The 16952-nt window shown below is 41.4% G+C and carries 12 protein-coding genes and 1 riboswitch; all 12 genes read right to left on the bottom strand.

The window, feature by feature from the left end:
• Positions 1-11: 11 nt before the first annotated feature.
• The 12 genes from ftsZ to IH879_00005 all read right to left on the bottom strand — a co-directional run bounded on the left by ftsZ (position 12) and on the right by IH879_00005 (position 16737).
• Positions 12-1652: a cell division protein FtsZ gene (ftsZ, locus tag IH879_00060; GenBank protein MCH7673325.1), complete on the bottom strand. Its 1641-nt coding sequence runs from the start codon at positions 1650-1652 to the stop codon at positions 12-14.
• Positions 1653-1689: 37 nt separating this feature from the next.
• Complete coding sequence (locus IH879_00055) at positions 1690-3093, bottom strand: hypothetical protein (GenBank protein ID MCH7673324.1); 1404 nt, start codon at positions 3091-3093, stop codon at positions 1690-1692.
• Between the two features lie 323 nt (positions 3094-3416).
• Positions 3417-4124, bottom strand: coding sequence for a transglycosylase SLT domain-containing protein (locus tag IH879_00050; GenBank protein ID MCH7673323.1), 708 nt, complete (start codon positions 4122-4124; stop codon positions 3417-3419).
• 51 nt (positions 4125-4175) lie between these two features.
• Positions 4176-4571, bottom strand: coding sequence for a response regulator (locus IH879_00045; protein ID MCH7673322.1), 396 nt, complete (start codon positions 4569-4571; stop codon positions 4176-4178).
• Between the two features lie 2 nt (positions 4572-4573).
• Positions 4574-5392, bottom strand: a complete 819-nt coding sequence (locus IH879_00040; GenBank protein MCH7673321.1) for a ParA family protein — start codon at positions 5390-5392, stop codon at positions 4574-4576.
• Positions 5393-5664: 272 nt separating this feature from the next.
• The gene (locus IH879_00035) at positions 5665-7032 is read right to left on the bottom strand and encodes a sigma-54-dependent Fis family transcriptional regulator (protein ID MCH7673320.1); all 1368 of its coding nucleotides are present in this window, start codon (positions 7030-7032) and stop codon (positions 5665-5667) included.
• Positions 7033-7037: 5 nt separating this feature from the next.
• Complete coding sequence (locus IH879_00030) at positions 7038-8939, bottom strand: PAS domain S-box protein (GenBank protein MCH7673319.1); 1902 nt, start codon at positions 8937-8939, stop codon at positions 7038-7040.
• A gap of 32 nt (positions 8940-8971) precedes the next feature.
• Entirely contained in the window at positions 8972-10468 is a 1497-nt protein-coding gene (locus IH879_00025) for a HAMP domain-containing protein (protein ID MCH7673318.1), read from the bottom strand.
• Between the two features lie 8 nt (positions 10469-10476).
• Positions 10477-11415, bottom strand: a complete 939-nt coding sequence (locus IH879_00020; protein ID MCH7673317.1) for a diguanylate cyclase — start codon at positions 11413-11415, stop codon at positions 10477-10479.
• 498 nt (positions 11416-11913) lie between these two features.
• The gene (locus IH879_00015; protein MCH7673316.1) at positions 11914-12834 is read right to left on the bottom strand and encodes a cobalamin-binding protein; all 921 of its coding nucleotides are present in this window, start codon (positions 12832-12834) and stop codon (positions 11914-11916) included.
• A gap of 137 nt (positions 12835-12971) precedes the next feature.
• Positions 12972-15116, bottom strand: coding sequence for a TonB-dependent receptor (locus IH879_00010; GenBank protein ID MCH7673315.1), 2145 nt, complete (start codon positions 15114-15116; stop codon positions 12972-12974).
• A gap of 180 nt (positions 15117-15296) precedes the next feature.
• Positions 15297-15497: riboswitch (cobalamin riboswitch) on the bottom strand.
• A gap of 49 nt (positions 15498-15546) precedes the next feature.
• Complete coding sequence (locus IH879_00005; protein MCH7673314.1) at positions 15547-16737, bottom strand: TonB-dependent receptor; 1191 nt, start codon at positions 16735-16737, stop codon at positions 15547-15549.
• Positions 16738-16952 lie beyond the last annotated feature (215 nt).

Raw genomic sequence — 16952 nt, 5'->3', positions numbered from 1 at the left:
AGCAGCTGAAATTAAAGCAGTTTATCAAAGTATTTTACCGTTTCACGAACATTTGTATGCTCAAGATCCTCAACTTCCTCTTCCTGAGCTTCGGATTCATTAAGAATCTCAGGCTCTTCATCAGTGGATTCAAAATCCGGAGCCGAATCGGTGTCGCGCGATTGAATAATCGAGTCCAGTAACTTCAGAATACTTTGCTTTATCTCTTCGAGGTCTTTTCCATCTCCTTTCGTGGCACTTCTTAACGCTGAAGGCATTTGTTGAAATAATTCTATGACGTCTTCAGAAAGATTGAGTTTACCATTTAATGCATCTTTAGTAACTTCTCCCAAAAGTTCTGCGAACTCTGATATTTTGTCATAATCAAACAATTCAGATGAACTGTAAATAGATGAAGCAGAGGTGCTAATGTCACTAAGATGTTTCTCGTTCTCACCACTTTCTACAGCTAAGTTATTAATCGCTTCTTCCAGGACTGAAATGTCCGTTTCTGTCTCTTCCATGAAAATTTCGGAAAATACTTTTTGAGATTTGGAAGGATGCTGCGAAGCTGTGTCTGAATTTTCAACCACTTGAACCTCTTCGGCTTCATCTTGGGAAGACGTTTCGTCACTTATTTCGAAGCTCGGCCGGGTTTCCTTCCCAGAGGTCGAGGGTTGGCCGGATTTCAAGCAGGTCACGATGAGCATCACTCTCAGGGACTGCCCCATAGATTCGTCGATTCGGGTTCCCCAAATAATTTTCGCAGATGGATCTAATTGCTCGGCAACTGTCTTCATAATGGTTTTCGCTGACTTCAAAGACATATCTTGACCGCCGGTTATGTTAATCAACGCGCTCTTCGCGCCAGTAATATCGATATCTAGCAGCGGATTTTCCAGCGCTTTCTTGGCTGCTTCTTCGATGTTTTCTTGCGAATCTGTTTCTCCCAAACCGATCATCGCAAGTCCGCCGCCTTGCATGATGGTTTTCACATCGGCAAAGTCCAGATTTACCAGGCCCTTCTCGGTCACCAGCTCGGTGATTCCTTTAACCGCATTCACTAAAATTTCGTCTGCAAATTTAAAAGCAGCATTCAGGGGCATATCCGGAACTAAATCTAATAGCAGGTCGTTCTGAACGACAATGACCGTATCAACGTTATTCTGTAACTGTTCGAGGCCTTTTCGAGCATTTTCCCATCTAATAACGCCTTCGTCGCTAAATGGCAATGTTACCACCGCTATGGTCAGTGCCCCACATCTCTTGGAAATCTCAGCAATGACCGGAGCTGAACCTGTTCCTGTGCCCCCGCCCAGTCCGCAGGTGATAAAAACCATATCGCTGTCAGAGAGAACTTCCTCCAGTTCCTCAATGTTTTCTTTCGCTGAATCTTCACCTTTTTGAGGATCGCTGCCAGCTCCCAGGCCATGGGTAATGTTTTTGCCAATCAAAACCTTGTGATCAGCTTTGGCATAGAGCAAGTCCTGGGCATCCGTATTTACGGCAATTACGTCAACCTCACTAATGCCGACTTCAACTAACCGGGTGACCGTGTTGTTTCCTCCCCCACCTGTACCGACAATACGAATTTTGGTTTTATGTGAACTGAGAACTGCTTCCAGTTGCTTATCTATTTCAGTCTTAATTTTGTTTGCCATTGTACTAACCATATCATCATGATGTAATGCGAATAAAACTTTATCTTCTTTAAAATTTGTCTATCGTTCTGGCATCGGGTAATGGAGATTGGCTCATTTTAATTTTTGAATTCAAAGATTGTAGTGAAGCGAGGTTTTCCTTAAACTCTCGTCTTTCCGTATCAACTACGTTGGCAATATCATGAAAATCTTTGAGTGAATTTTTGATTAAGCTATGCTCGTGTGTGGACAGCGAATATCTATTGCTTATTATGCTATTGATTAATTTGGACATAAGTGCAGGTGTTTTAGCGATGGAATCCAGGTTCATTTTCATTAAAAGCTCGTAGAGCGATTTGCAAGCGAGCTCAATATCTTTGAGAGCGGTTTTATGGCCGGGTTGCCCCTCAAGAAGATTCAGCGCTTGCTCAATTACCTTAAAATAAAGCTCCGCCTGCTGCTTATAACTTGAAAGTAAGTCCTCAGGTTCAGCCTGCATGACGTCAGCACTAATTTCAGGCTCTGGCTCTGGTGACGATTTCGGAGGCATATCCACTCCTTGTTGAAGTGGACTATTTCCAGATATTTCGCTAATTAAACTAAAAATCTCATCCTCGCCAGGTAGTTTAAATTCATCAAGATTGGAGTGCCCAGAATTAACCGGCTCATCATTCTTTTCTTTATTTGGTTTTGGCGCTACGGAAGCGTCTTCTTTGGTAGGGACAACTGTATTCGGGTTCAGAAGGTTTTGAGAAAGATTCGAAATTGCTTGTTCGTCAACGTTATCCGGGTCGTTTTCCAAAATCATCTTAAGAACGCTGACTGTTTCTGTCAGCAGTGAGATTGCAAGACAGCCGTCAAAATTTGACTGTCTGCTTAGGTTCGCTAAAAATCTTCTTGCTTGCGCAGCGACTTCTTCAACCGCGTCAAAACCACAAATCATCGAACTGGAAAGAATATTTTCAAAAATTTCATCACACTTCTGCAAGCTGTTGCTGTTATGGTTCTCGGAGCTCAGAAGGTCAATTTTATTCTGTAATTCATTAACTTGGTTTCCCACAGCCAAATGAAAGGCCTCATCAACACTTGCGGGTTTCTGACTTACTTCACTATTAATCAGGATAACATCGTCATGGGCAGAGTTACGAGAGCCATCTTCTTCAACCAAACCAACTTCCAGTTCATCAGGGTTCGCGTCCTTGCCCTCATCCACAGGTAGAAGAAAATCCTTTTCTTCAAATTGGTTCCGAGGAATGGCATCCATGCCGTCTGTCTCTTCCATTGAGAATTCTGACTCCGTTAATCCTGGTCCTTCAGAAGATGGCTCCTGTAACTCTAACACATCTACACTATCTGCCGGTATGAGATTAATCCCAAGCAGGCTTTTTATTTCATGATTGCTTTCTTCATTTTGAAAAGCAGCTACTGCACTGCCGAACATCGATTGCGCCAGACTCTCGATCTCGATTTTCATTTTTTCAGGTTCCAGGTCGGACTCGTAGAGGTATTGAATTCCATTTGAGAGCCTTTCCTTGAACTCTTCAAAACCTTGCAGCGCTAAAATTGATTCGAATTCGGAAGTGACATTCTGAGAAGCGACGAGTTTATCCATCAAATTTCCGACGAGCAGATACTCATTCTTGTTTGAGTTGCCTCCCTCATCCAGGAAAGCCTGAAGGTGGTGGCCAAAACAATGTAAAAAGTAACTCTCAGAATGGAAAAAACGATTTATCAGCTCGGTACGAAAATGATCTATTGACAACTCGTTCGGTTTTACTGGCATATCTTAACTTAAACCTAATCTAACAAAGTTCTGCTTTTATAATGATCATATAATTCCAAAACTGCGGGTACATAATACCGGGTTTCTTCCAGCAAAACGTCATAATTGCGCCCGCTGGTAATCCATTTTTTGGCTCGTCTTGGCCCGCCGTTATAGGCCGCAAGGCCGCCATCAACATTGTAAAGCTCAACCAACATGGAAAGATAACGGCAGCCTATTCTTATATTGGTAATCGGGTTAAATAGAACTTCCTTAGAAGACGTCCACTTAATCCCTTCATGCTTGACAAGATGTTTCCCGGTATATGGCATAATTTGCATCAACCCCAAAGCTCCTGCCGGGGACACCACTTCCGGCCGCCAACTTCGCGCGCTTTCATGAGTAATGGTTGCACAAATGAGATTGATATCCAAATTTGAATATTTAACACTCATCTTTTGGATTTCTCTGGCAATGTCATATTTCAAGCTGCTACTCATTGTGCGATTATATCTGTCAATGATGCCAATAATTTTGTTGATGGCATTTTTTCGGAAACTTTCTGTCTTGACAGTCCCTTGATAGTTCAGCACCTCGCGCGTGATTTCGCTGAGCGTCTCGCGTTCCTTCTGCAGTTTTAAGCTATTATTGTGGGTAAAACTCATCACTGATACGAACATCAAAACCATGAGACCCATAAATAAAGCCTTCTTAAACATAGAAACCAAAAATGAAACTATCAAAACCGTTACCTCCTTCCGATTTAAAAAGAACTCAAATGAATCACGATTCAATCACAGTGCCTTTATCAAAATATGTCGCCCATTTAATTTATTTTGAAGCAGTGCGTTCTCTATTGCTGATAACAACTGATCAATATTCAAAGGCTTGTTGAGAAAAGAGAAAACCCCTGAATCCTCCGCTTGCAATTTATTTTCGGGAGTGTTAAATGCAGTCATAATGATTGAAACCAACTCCGGGTACCGCTGCCTCGCTTGATTCCACAACGCCAAACCAGAGATCCCGGGAAGTTGTAAATCTGATAATAGCAAGTCGGTTTCCCAGTCTACCTTTTCAAGGGCTTCCTCAGCATCCTCCGCTAATACGACGTCGTAGCCTTCACTTGTTAAAATCTCTGCAAGTCCAAAACGAGTGTTAGTATCATCTTCAACTAAAAGAATCGTAGGCAATATTAGACTCCCTCTACAACGTTTATTTTCTCAGACTCTTCAGCGGTTACCACGGTTCTTACTTTGTGGTCGAGGACCTCGTTCGCTAAATCTAAATAGCTTTGTGCACCCTTGCAGCTTTTGTCAAAGGTTATCACAGCACCGCCGCGGTAAGGAACTTCGGCCAACCTAATGTTTCTTGGAATCATGGTGTCAAAAACCAATCCCTGCAATGTACACCGGATTTTTTCGATTACTATATTAGTGAGCTTATTTCGTATATCCACCATAGTCAACAAAAAACCGCGGTATCTTAAATTTGGATTCAACTCATTTTTAATAATTCTGGTGAGCTTCAGGAAGCGTCCCAGAGCTTTGAGAGCGTAGTATTCGCACTGGATTGGAATAATTATCGAGTCGGCCGCTGTCAGGGCATTAAAAGTCAAATTTCCGACAGACGGCGGACAATCAATCAGAATAAAATCGTAGTCTTCTTTAATGGGTTCCAAAACCTTTTTTAATTGTATTTTCGGAGCAATTCCAATTAACTTTCTTTTTTCGCTTTCATCTGCCCATAAATTTGTGGGGATAAAATCAAAATTATCTTGCCCGGTCGCATGAATTGCTTTTGAAACTGGAACCTCTTCAATAAAAATGTCTATAATTCCGGCAACGATATCATAACGATTGTGACCGAAACTTGCCGAAACACTTCCCTGGGGATCCATATCGATCAATAAGACACGATGCCCCAGATGGGCCAGACTTGCGCCTAAATTTACTGCTGTTGTCGTTTTGCCAACACCACCTTTCTGGCTGGAAATGGCGATAACCTCTCCCATAACATTCCTTTAGTTGGTCATTTCTGATAAACTTATTTTGGCATCATTAAAGCAAAGGCCGTACCATTTTTTACGTGTTGATCTGTTTTCGCTCAAAGTTTATAGAGAGAAAACCTCTCAAAATAGTTTCGTCAAAGAAAATCAAAACCTTAACTCAATAAGAAATTTTTACAACTCTCGAAATGCTTAATAAGAATAAAAAAATAGAAGATTTAGGAAGGTAAAAAAGCTGAAGAAATCTCAAGCAGATGGCCGATTTTAGGCCAATCCAATCAAGCGATGCCGTAGTTTTTCATTTTCTCGCGAAGAGTTGAACGAGAGATGCTCAGGTTTCGGGCAGTTTGAGACTTGTTGCCGTTATATTTTTCCAGCATTCTAAAAATATGCTGTTTCTCCATTGCTTCTAAGGAGTCGTCGTCGCTTGAAAAGGAAGAAAATTCCTTGGAAGGTCCTAGTCTCGAAACGCCATCTCGCAGTTCCGGCAGATGGTCTAACTGGAGTTTATCCTCGCCACATAAAATAACCGCTCTTTCGATCACATTTTTAAGTTCCCGAACATTGCCTGGCCAGTTGTATTTCAGCATGCGCTCCTGAGTTTCGGGAGAGATGCCTTTTATCTCTTTGACAATTTCTTTGTTGTTTCGCTCAATAAACAACATAGCTAACGGAATGACATCCTCCTGCCTTTCCCGCAACGGTGGAATGTTTATGACCATCACTTTCAGTCGGTAATATAAATCTTCCCTGAAAATCTGCTTCTCAATGCAATCTTCAAGATTTCTATTTGTGGCGGCAATTATTCTCACGTCGATCTGGATGTCTGAAGTCCCGCCGATTCTCCGAAAAGACTGGGTTTCGAGTACGCGCAAAAGTTTCGGTTGAATGGACATCTGCATGCTGGAAATTTCATCTAAAAAAATCGTGCCGTTGTTGGCCATTTCAAAGATGCCTTTTTTGAGAGTTTTGGCATCAGTAAACGAACCCCTTTCATGACCAAACAGCTCGCTCTCCAGAAGAGTTTCCGGAATCGCGCTGCAATTGATTTTAACCAGCGGCTTATCTTTACGCTGGCTCCAGTTATGAATAGCATTTGCAACCAGCTCTTTTCCCGTGCCGCTTTCACCTTGAATCAAAACAGAGGTCTTCGGTGTTGATGCGACGATATGAATCAGCTTCTTGAGTTCGCGTATCGGTTCCGTTTCTCCAAAAAGCTCATTGTCTGGAAATGCCTCTTTGCGCTGGCTCTTGAGTCGGGTCACCTCTCTTTTGAGATCCTGAGTCTCCAGAGCTTTTGCCACATCGATCTTAAGCTCATCCAATTCAAACGGCTTCATCAAATAATCATAGGCGCCCATTTTCATGGCGTCTATCGCGGGTTTAGCGTCGGTTAGTGCAGTTATCATAATTACCAGAATATCCGGGTCCTTCTCTTTAATTTTTTGAAGCAGCTCTATACCATTAATGTCGGGAAGTTTAATATCCAAAAGAACCAAGTTGATTATCTCTTTTTGAAGGACAGACAAAGCATGCTCGCCGGTTAAGGCAATGCTGACTTTGTTGCTTTCTTTTCTCAAAACGTCAGCCAGAGTTAGGCCTAAATCTTCGTTATCTTCGACTATTAGTATGTTTCCCTTAGACATAAATCTTATCCCTCCGTAGGTAACAGGAGCTTAAATGTCGTACCGTTATTTGTGGTGGTGCCTACCTGGATATCTCCTTGATGTTCCGACATAATTCTATAAACAATTGACAACCCCAAACCAGAGCCCTGAGGTTTGGTGGTGAAAAATGGATTGAAAATCGAATTCAGGTTACTCGAATCAATTCCCTCTCCGGTATCGGTTATGCTGACCTCGGTGTACAGAGAGCTCTTGTTTTGAACCGAGAAAGAACGCCCACGCCGATCGACACGGCATAGCGTCGTTATTTTTGGATAGGCCTCGAGCTTTAACTCGCCCCCTTTGGGCATGGCATCTAAGGCATTTAGAAACAAATTTACAAATACCTGTTCTAATTGATGAAAATCAACATGAACCAAGGGCAAATCAGAATGATAGGCTTCAATGTATTTAACAGATTGTGCCCGCATTCGATTCTCCAATAAAGCAACAACTTCCTGTACTATTTCCTGGAACCGGTGCAAATTTCTTTTTGGCTGGCGGGGTTTTGCATAAGAAAAGATTGTCTTAAGTAAATCATCCATCCGGTTGACTTGCCGAACAATACGGGAGACATATTCACGACGGGAATCATCGGGCTCGATATCTTCCTCTAATGTTTGGGCGATAGTTTTGATACCGGCGAGAGGGTTTCTGATTTCATGGGCAATTCCTGAAGCCAGAACCCCCATAGATGCCAACCTATCCATCCTCTGAACTTCGACCTGCATCTGTTTTATTTGCGTAATGTCCTTAAAAGAAATTATCGAGCCAACCCGCCGATTTTGCGTGTCGATTCTTGGCGTAACGGTAAAACCGATATAAACCCGATTGCCGTCTTTGGCAGTCAGCGGCATCTCACGGTTCAAAAGCTCTCTATCCGGCTCATCCATGTTTGACAGTAATTTTTCGCAATCTTCCTTTGCAAAAACTTCATTTAAGGGTTTGCCAATGACCTCAATTTCCGGATATCCCAACACTTCTTCAGCACTGTGGTTAAAAGAGGTTATCTTATGATGCAGATCAACTGTAATTAAACCTGAACTTATACTTTGTATTATGCTCTCATTGAAATTTTTTAATTCAACAATTTCCTGGCCTAGCTGTTTCTTTTCGGTGATATCCCGAGCAATACCGACACATCCTACAATTTCTCCCTTTTCGAATATTGGATTTATGTTAATGGAAAGGTAAATATATTTGCCCTTTTCGCTTTTAATCCGAACTTCAAAAATTCTTGACCGACCTTCTATGGTTTTCTTTACTTTCGCTGCGGCCTCTTCCCGATCCTCGACAACAATAATATCAAAAAAACTCTTGTCGATCCAATCTTCTCTATGTTGTTTACAAATTGTGGCCATGCGTCTGTTGATGAAAACAAACTTCGCCTGCACATCTAAGGTGAAGATTAAATCACTAGCATTCTCAATCAAGTCCTGGTATTTGTATTCTATGCGCTTAACCTGCTCTTGCAACTCCTTATTTTTTAAACGTAGCTCATGTTGAATTAAGACATTATCGATAATATTTAACAACTCGCGATTGCCAAAAGGTTTCAATAGGAAATTGCTTAATCCTAACTCGAACAACTTCTGTCGTTCTGTCTCTTTCTCAGAAGCAGCCGTTAATAGAATAACTGGCGTATCCCGCACAATTTTGTATTTTGAATTTTGCCTGAGTTGCTGGAAAAACTCAAACCCATTCATGTTAGGCATCATATAATCCAGTATGACCAGATCCGGCTTGTTTTGGATTAGAGAGGCCAATCCCTCTTCTCCGGACATAGCGGGGATGCACCCATATCCGGCTCGCTTAACAATAATGCCGCCAATTTCAAGCATATCAGGATCATCATCCACAAGTAGAATTATCTTTTTGTTATTATCCATGGGCGCGGCGCTAAATAAACACCTGAGTTATGTTAACCAGCCATCTGCTCAGCAATATTTTCCTCTTCTGTCATTTGTTTGTTTTTGGGAAGAATGACGGTAAATGTTGACCCCTGACCCAGCTTGCTCTTAACCCTAATTAGACCCCCGTGTATTTCTACAATTTCCTTAACTAATGAAAGTCCTAATCCGGAGCCAGCGATATCTCGAACTTTTTCGTCATCAGTGATTCTATAAAATTTGTCAAAAATATGTGGGAGCGACTCCTCCGAAATACCAAATCCCGTATCTTCAATACCGATTTGGATTTCCTCTTCACTTTCAGTGATCCGTACGGTCACGTGGGCTTTTTCAGCGCTGTATTTAATTGCATTTGAATATACATTCAAAATTGCTTGTTCCATCATATCCCGATCGATGTAAATCGTCGTGACCTCCGACGGCACTTCTAAAGTAACACTAATTTTCTTTCTGTCAGCCAATTGAGAATTAAAATCCAGTACTTTTTCAACCAGCATCTTTATATCGACGGGAGTTTTTCTAATCTGGCTTTTTCCAGCCTCAATTTTTGAAATATCCAGAAACTTGTTTATCAGCTCACTTAAACGATTTGATTCCTTAAGGATAATGGAAGCATATTCCTCGGATTGATCGCGGGTGATGGTTTCATCCAGGAGCAATTCACTAAAGCCGGAAATACAAGTGAGCGGGGATCTGAGCTCATGTGCAACCAGAGAGACCAATTCGGTCTTTAAACGATCTATTTCTTTTTCCCGGGTAATATCCCGAAAAATCGTCGCCACACCAATCAGCCCTTCCGTGTTATTCATTTCTGCTCCGACGCCCTCGTCGTCTTCAATTCGGGAAGCCAACGCTTGCAGAATTATGGGTTTAGTTTCACCCAGCGGTAACGTAGTTATCTCGATGGTTGCACTTTTCTTTTTGCTATTTCTGCCAATTTCATCTATACATTTAACCAATGTTTCGTCTTCAATTAAATCCCGAAGAGGTTTTTTTTCGCTATTTTCATCCAAATTAAACCACTTAATTGCAACTGAATTGATTCGCAGGATCTTATTATTCGCATCCGTAACAATAACGCCATCCCCGATTTCCTGAAGAATCGTCTCAATTTGCTTTTTCTGAGACAGACTTCCCTGAATATGCTGCTTGCGAAATTCCTCGGTCATATAATCAAAAATTTTGGCCAGTTTGCCTATTTCGTCATCAGAATCTATTGAAATTTTATGGTCGAAATTACCGCGAGCAATTTCAAGGGCGCTATTTTTGAACTGAGTAATAGGACGGCTGATTTGCCTGCTAAAGTAATAAGCGCCAATGACAGCCAAACACAGAGTCAACATAAATAGTCCGTAATAGACAAAGGGCAAATCAACCTGGCTGTCCAGGCCGGTGCCCACGTAGATAAAATAAATCCAGGACAATCCAATTGGAACTGCAGCAACAAGAAATGTTAAAAGAAATAACTTCTTAAAAATTGAAGGTCTTTTTATAAATGGAAATTTCATCAACCTCTCTATGAATCTACAAAAATAAGGTTCCTGCCCGCCTCTTTGGCACGATATAATCGTTGATCTGCTTTACTGACCAAAGTATCGAAATCTTCGCCGTCTTCCGGGAATGTTGCAACACCGGTACTTATGGTCAGCTTACCGTCCGGCTGAGAACTTTCATAAGCAAAACCATAGTCTTCGACAAGCTTTCTTATTTTTTCAGATACAATTTTTGCCGACGGTTTATCAGTTTCAATGAGAATGAGGGAAAATTCTTCACCGCCATACCTTGCTGCCAGGTCAATATTTCGAATATTGTCTCTAAGTAATCGCGCAATGTCTTTCAGGACAACGTCGCCGGCAGGGTGGCCATTTTTATCATTATATTGTTTAAAGTGATCAATGTCGATCATCACAACGGATATGTTCAAACTGTGCCGTTGCGCCCGTTTTAACTCCTGCAGCAACTGCTCTTTGAAGTAACGATAATTATATAAACCGGTCAATCCATCTGTAATAGCAAGCTGACGCAATTCTTCTTTTGTTCTTTGCAGCTCAATAACTTTTTCCTGAAGCTCGTCGTGCAAATGCTTAATCCGCAATAGCGAACGGACTCTAACAAGCAGTTCTAATTTGTTAAACGGTTTGGCCAAAAAGTCATCAGCTCCGGAATTCATGCCTTTAACTTTATCTTCCAATTCGTTAAGCGCCGTCACCAGAATCACCGGAATAAATTTAGTAGCGTCATCAGATTTAATTACTTCGCAGACTTTAAAGCCATTCATTTTGGGCATCATAACATCGAGTAAAATCAAATCCGGCTGATGCTCCTTAACCGCTTTCATCGCATCGTGCCCATCTTTGGCCGAAACGACATCATAGCCTTCAGCAGCAAGATAGGTAACGAGTAATTGAATATTTACCGGGACATCATCGACAACCAGTATCCTGCTGCTAGGCATGCTCGCTTGTGCTCACTTTTAGTTAAATTTTGAAATAGTCAGTAGGTTTTGAATTTTCTGCAGCGCTTGGGACTAACATAGTAACCGTGTTGGACTATTTCGGTGGGTTCACTCATCTCATCTTTAAACAACTCACTCCTAAAAAAAAGAAGAAATGAGTTCACAGTCAAACAATTCAACCGGTGTTTTCATTGAAGTTTTTTTCAAATTTATAGGTAATAAAACAATTTGAAATCGTAATCGAGGTGGTCAGAAACCGTTCACTTTTACCAAAAAAATACAATTTATAAACTTGATAGTCAAGTAATATTTGTTGAAACGCAGTTAAAGTATAGTAACATTTTGCATGTAAAAAATACGTTAGTCAAAAAGGAGCCGGTTTTTTAATCCTATATACTATCACAATTACCTGCTTATGTTCTAACTGAGTTGATTCAATAATTTTAGGGTATAATTTATGCAGATTAAATGGTAGAAATCCAAACATATGAACGGTTATCAGGCGAAAGGTATTTTTTGGTAATTTTGCTGCTGTGAAATAGAAGAAAAAATCTCCGGATTGAGTATTTGAGCAAGAATTTCGAGGCCATCGACTAGCCTTGGACCCGGCCGGTTAAAAAATGAGGAGCCGTCTACCGCATAAACTTGATCTTTTTGCACAGCAGGGAGATCTGACCAGCCCGGCCAACTTTGAACCTGCTTTGCTTCTGCAATCGATTTTTCTAAACCAAACCCGCAGGGCATGAAAACAAGAATCTCCGGGGCGTAATCAACCACATCTTGCCACTCAATTTGCACGGATGGCTTTCCCTTAACGGCCAACTCTTCTCTGCCGCCGGCAATCGATACCATTTCGGAAATCCAGTGGCCGGCAGCAAACGGCGGATCGATCCATTCCATGCAATAAACTTTGCGGGGAGCAGTTAGTTTGCTGGTTTTATCCTCTACAAAAGCAATTCTTTGCTCAAACGATTCAATTAACTGTTTAGCTTGCTGATTCTTTCCTGTCTTTTCTCCAACCAGCAAAATGTTTGACAAAATATCTCGAAAAAAATGCGGTTCCAGAGAAATAATTTCCTCCTCGCCCTCCAAAATTTTTGCTGCCTCAAAGACAATGTTATAAGAAACTGCACAAACATCACATAGTTCTTGTGTCAAAATCAAATCCGGTTTAATTTCAGCAAGCAGTTTTTCATTCAAATGGTAAATGCTTTTTCCTTCATGAACCAAGCCGGTAATGCCTTTGTGTATTTGTAGACTCGAACTATGCGAATGCTCTAAAACACTTGAAGTAATTACCGGCTTCTCGGTGGCTCCAGACGGATAGTCACATTCGTGTGTGACCGCCAAAAGCTGCTCACCTAAGCCAAGCGCATAAACAATTTCGGTTGCACTGGGTAAGAGCGAAACGATTTTCATTTTGTGTTTTTGTTGAGATAAATCTTAAATGCAAGCGGGTAGGCCGGTGGCCTCAGCCACCGGCTCAAGTATCGCAGTGTCGGAAGCCACTGCGATACCCTACTTAAAGTTCATTGTTGGGAAACCCCTGAAACATTTTAGAATGTAAAACCCACACTGGATCGCAGTTCACGTCCGGGTGCAGGAAAACCGTCAATAACTTTTATTTGTTTATCAAAGATGTTCCGCATTGCTATCTTAATCTTGAAATTACCAACATTAAAAGGTTGATTCCAAGCGGCTCCAATATCAACTAAACTATGCGAGTCTAGCAAGCTTGAGTTATCGGCGTTAGTAAATCTTTTCCCCAGGAATCTAAACCCACCTTTCACTCGAATTTGCTTGATACTCACAATCAATTCAGCCTTTAGTTGATGCTTGGGTCGATAAATCAACTGATTATTGTTCACCGCATCCTCGGCATCGAGATAAGTATAATCTAAATTCAGATGGGCGATATCATTTGGATCACTGTAGCTTAGTCTCGATTCAAACCCCTTGATGCTCGCCTCTTGCACGTTTTCCGGACTAAATACAAAGTTCGCATCCGGCCCCCAGATAATTAAATTCTCCAAGTTCGAATTGAAATAGTTTACTTCAAAAGCCCAATACCCGGTTCTTTTTAAATTTAGCAGGAACCCTAAATCATAACCGATTCCTTTTTCAGGTTTTAAATCGGGATTACCTACGGCAAAAGGACCAGCAGGCCAGTAAAGATCGTTAAAAGAAGGCGCACGGAAAGACTTTCCCCAATTGCCTCTAAGATTCAACTGAAACCCGGCTAGGTATCTAAGTGAGAATCCCATCTTGGGACTGATCTGCTCATCGAGATCAGAAAATTTATCCCACCTCAGTGCAGGCACGAGAGTAATTTCGAAATTTTGTTTTAATGAAGACCGAATTTGATCCTGTAAAAAAACACTGTGGTTACTGCGCTTTTGCAAAGCAACATCTGTACTGTTAATTTTGTCTTGCCGAAATTCATAACCTCCCGTGATCTCGTTTGAATTTGATGCTCGCCAATTTGATTGAAAATTAAATCCTAAGACATCATTTTTATGTTCACTTGAGAAAGGAAAAGCTGGATTCGGATCGTCAAAATTTTGTTTGAATTTATAGAAATAGGTTTGGGCTTTTAGGCCAAGCCTTGCAGCAAATTGTTGCCGGTAGAATAAATTGTACTTCCACGATTTATCTTTTTGGATAGCTGTCTCGGACGGAAAACTTGTTGGGCCTGGTGCGCCTCGGTCGGCATCATGAATCTGAACGAACCCACTGATTTGACTGGCAGAATTTGGGGTATATCTAACTTTAAAAAACGTATCATTCAAAGTCAGTTCGTTGTTCGTTCTTTTTACTGAGCTGCCTTGCGAATCTTCAATGCTGAAATCTCCATCGCTGCTGATGTAAGTATGAGCCAAAAAATAGTCAAACTTATTCAATTTCTGGCCGAAATTTGCTTCAAGTACCCGTGTCCCAAAAGATCCTGCAGTCGTTGTAACTTGACCCGATAACGGCTTGCTTTCCGTGTTTGAACGAGTGATCAAATTAACAACGCCGCCAACCGCATCCGTGCCATAAAGAGCGGAATTGCCACCACGAATGATTTCGACACGCTCAATGGCTTGCAATGGAATATCACTTAAATCCGGAGCAGTGCCCTGGGCCAGATTCAAGCGCTGTCCATCGAGAAGAATGAGGATCTGATTTTCGCTGGCTCCGCGAATCGAGGCAGTTTTTAGTGCACCGATGTGACCGTAATTCTTAACAAAAACGCCGGTTGCAAACTCAAGAACCTCCCCGATATTTTGAGAATGGCTCTCTTGAAGTTCTAAACGTGAAATAACTTCGGTAGCGACCGCTACTTCATTCTGCAACGCATTTTCCCGAGTCGCTGTGACTAACACTTCACTAAATCTAACCACTTCTGCCTTTAAGCGGAAATTCAGGATAGCTGTTTGACCATTTCCTATCTCAATTTCTTGAGTAATCGAGCCAAATCCGATGCGGCTAATTTCCACAACATTTTTACCGACAGGAACTTGGTTTAGAATGAAAAACCCATTATTATCCACTGCAACTCCGATATTTTTTTCCTTTATAACGATATTGGTACCGGGCAACGCTTTTCCTGAATAATGATCAAGAACGTAACCGCTTAGTTTACCTGTTTGGGGAAAAATACGGGCGGGTAATAGCAGAACAAATGAAAAACAAACAAAAATAATCCAACGATGAAACATGACGGCCTCCCTTTTTAAAAAATGAATAATTTTTCTATTCGCGAACGAACAGAATTGAATTAAGAAAAGGACAGGCTGACCTAATCAGCGTTGTTTATGAACACGGGTAGGTTCAAAAAAAAATCCCCAACCTTAGGAAAAAGTCGGGGATTAACCGTTATCGATTTTAAGCTTGTCCTTCCCTCGAAGGTTTCCACGGGCAGGTCTCCTGGCTTTGCAGCTTCACCCTAATCACCGCGCCTTCCCAATCATGTTCGAAAAGTGGCTTGTTTGCGGCTTTCGTAGCTGCTTACAGTTGCGGGGCAGCGCCGGATTTTCACCGGCTTCCATTCACAATCTGACAGATGCCAGACTGAGAATACCCGTGTCCGTTTGAAATTATACGTTAATATATTCTAAGAAATGTTAAATGTCAAGTAAAAAATTATTGTCAATCCCAAAACTCCCAGACAATTCCAAACCGGAACGTTTTAGGCGGCATAAAAAACCCTGGCACCAGTTGATATTTTTTATCGAAAAGATTCTCCATTGAAATCGACAAACGGGCATCTGAGAATTGAAAAGAAATTTGACTGTCGAAAACTACAGCCTCGGGCAAATTCACCGTCGAAGGCAAAAATGAGTTGTTTTCATAAATCAATCCGGATCTTTCTCCAAAAACTCTGCCAATGAATCTAATATTTACATAAACATAATTTTCAAACATATGACCGCCTAAGTCCAAATAGCTGTAAATGGAAATCTCCGGCATCTGCAATCTTTTTGAGGGTCCCGGTTCGGTAACGGTTAAGTAAGAGCTAACAAATCCAAACTCGCCTCCCTTAAAATATTTCCAGATAAATTTAAAGTCGTGACCTAAGACAGTTCGTTTACCTAAATCGACCGGCCCGAAGTCGTCGAGATTTTTTAGTAAAGCGTTTCCTATCCAGCTGTCAACTTGCTGCACAAAAGCAGCTGCATGTACTTGAACATCGTCGCGATTTAAACTAAAACCTAATTCAAAAATCGAACTTCTTTCAGCCGAGAGTTCGGGTTCTCCACGAAAACCCGAGGTTGGCCAGAAGCGTTCCACAAAGCTTGGGTAACGCCGCGCCCTCCGGACACCCATCCAAATTTTGTTGATTTCTGTAGGTTCATAATAGAGAAACGCAGCAGGGTTAAACCCAATTGGATAATCGTTTTTCCTCTCTAAGTTCAGTTGTAATCCCAGGCGCCATTTATCGGCCAAAAGAAAATCATCCTGAATAAAGACCCGTCCAAACTTATCAGTGTGATCTCCTAATCGAGGACTGGAGAGGTCATCTGTTTTAAATTCTCCTCCGAAACCAAAAAGATGATTACCTGCAATTATTTGCTGTTGAATTCTTGTGCCGAAAGTCATGTTTCTGGGATTAAATGCAACCGAGTCTGCAATCGACTGTTCCTGAATAGTTGAAAAAAACAAACTGGCATTAAGCAGTTTATTTTCTTCGGAAAGACTTCCCAGTTTTAAAGACAGGGCCTGATCCAAACGCTTGTCTTTTCGTTTGGCACCAGATGCTAAAGGCACAAAAGCTGGTAGTAAAGGCGCCGGAATTTCAAACTCATTTTTGTTTAAAAAAATGGTATAGTTTAATTCCATTTTTGAGTGCGGTTGAAATGAAACTCTGCCAAAAATTCTGGAGCCTGTATGCATTCTGTTAACTTCGAATCCATCGAATCCCTGGCGCTTACCAGAGAACGTGAAATTAACATTTTTTGTGATTGGCAACGCAAAAAGGATCCCCAGGTCGCTATACCCCCAACTGCCCGCCCGAAAGTTTACCTTTGAGTAAGGTTGTTTACCTTCGAATTTAA

Source organism: candidate division KSB1 bacterium, assembly GCA_022562085.1.
Taxonomy (GTDB): domain Bacteria; phylum Zhuqueibacterota; class Zhuqueibacteria; order Oceanimicrobiales; family Oceanimicrobiaceae; genus Oceanimicrobium.
The sequence above is the reverse complement of the archived record's forward strand: the minus strand, read 5'-3'. Positions and strand labels throughout refer to the sequence as shown.

Bases quoted from the DNA above. Each gene is read 5' to 3' on its own strand.
- ftsZ (MCH7673325.1), bottom strand. From the start codon at position 1,652: ATGGTTAGTACAATGGCAAACAAAATTAAGACTGAAATAGATAAGCAA.
- IH879_00055 (MCH7673324.1), bottom strand. From the start codon at position 3,093: ATGAAAATCGAGATCGAGAGTCTGGCGCAATCGATGTTCGGCAGTGCA.
- IH879_00040 (MCH7673321.1), bottom strand. From the start codon at position 5,392: ATGGGAGAGGTTATCGCCATTTCCAGCCAGAAAGGTGGTGTTGGCAAA.
- IH879_00035 (MCH7673320.1), bottom strand. From the start codon at position 7,032: ATGTCTAAGGGAAACATACTAATAGTCGAAGATAACGAAGATTTAGGC.
- IH879_00030 (MCH7673319.1), bottom strand. From the start codon at position 8,939: ATGGATAATAACAAAAAGATAATTCTACTTGTGGATGATGATCCTGAT.
- IH879_00025 (MCH7673318.1), bottom strand. From the start codon at position 10,468: ATGAAATTTCCATTTATAAAAAGACCTTCAATTTTTAAGAAGTTATTT.
- IH879_00020 (MCH7673317.1), bottom strand. From the start codon at position 11,415: ATGCCTAGCAGCAGGATACTGGTTGTCGATGATGTCCCGGTAAATATT.
- IH879_00015 (MCH7673316.1), bottom strand. From the start codon at position 12,834: ATGAAAATCGTTTCGCTCTTACCCAGTGCAACCGAAATTGTTTATGCG.
- IH879_00010 (MCH7673315.1), bottom strand. From the start codon at position 15,116: ATGTTTCATCGTTGGATTATTTTTGTTTGTTTTTCATTTGTTCTGCTA.
- IH879_00005 (MCH7673314.1), bottom strand. From the start codon at position 16,737: ATGGAATTAAACTATACCATTTTTTTAAACAAAAATGAGTTTGAAATT.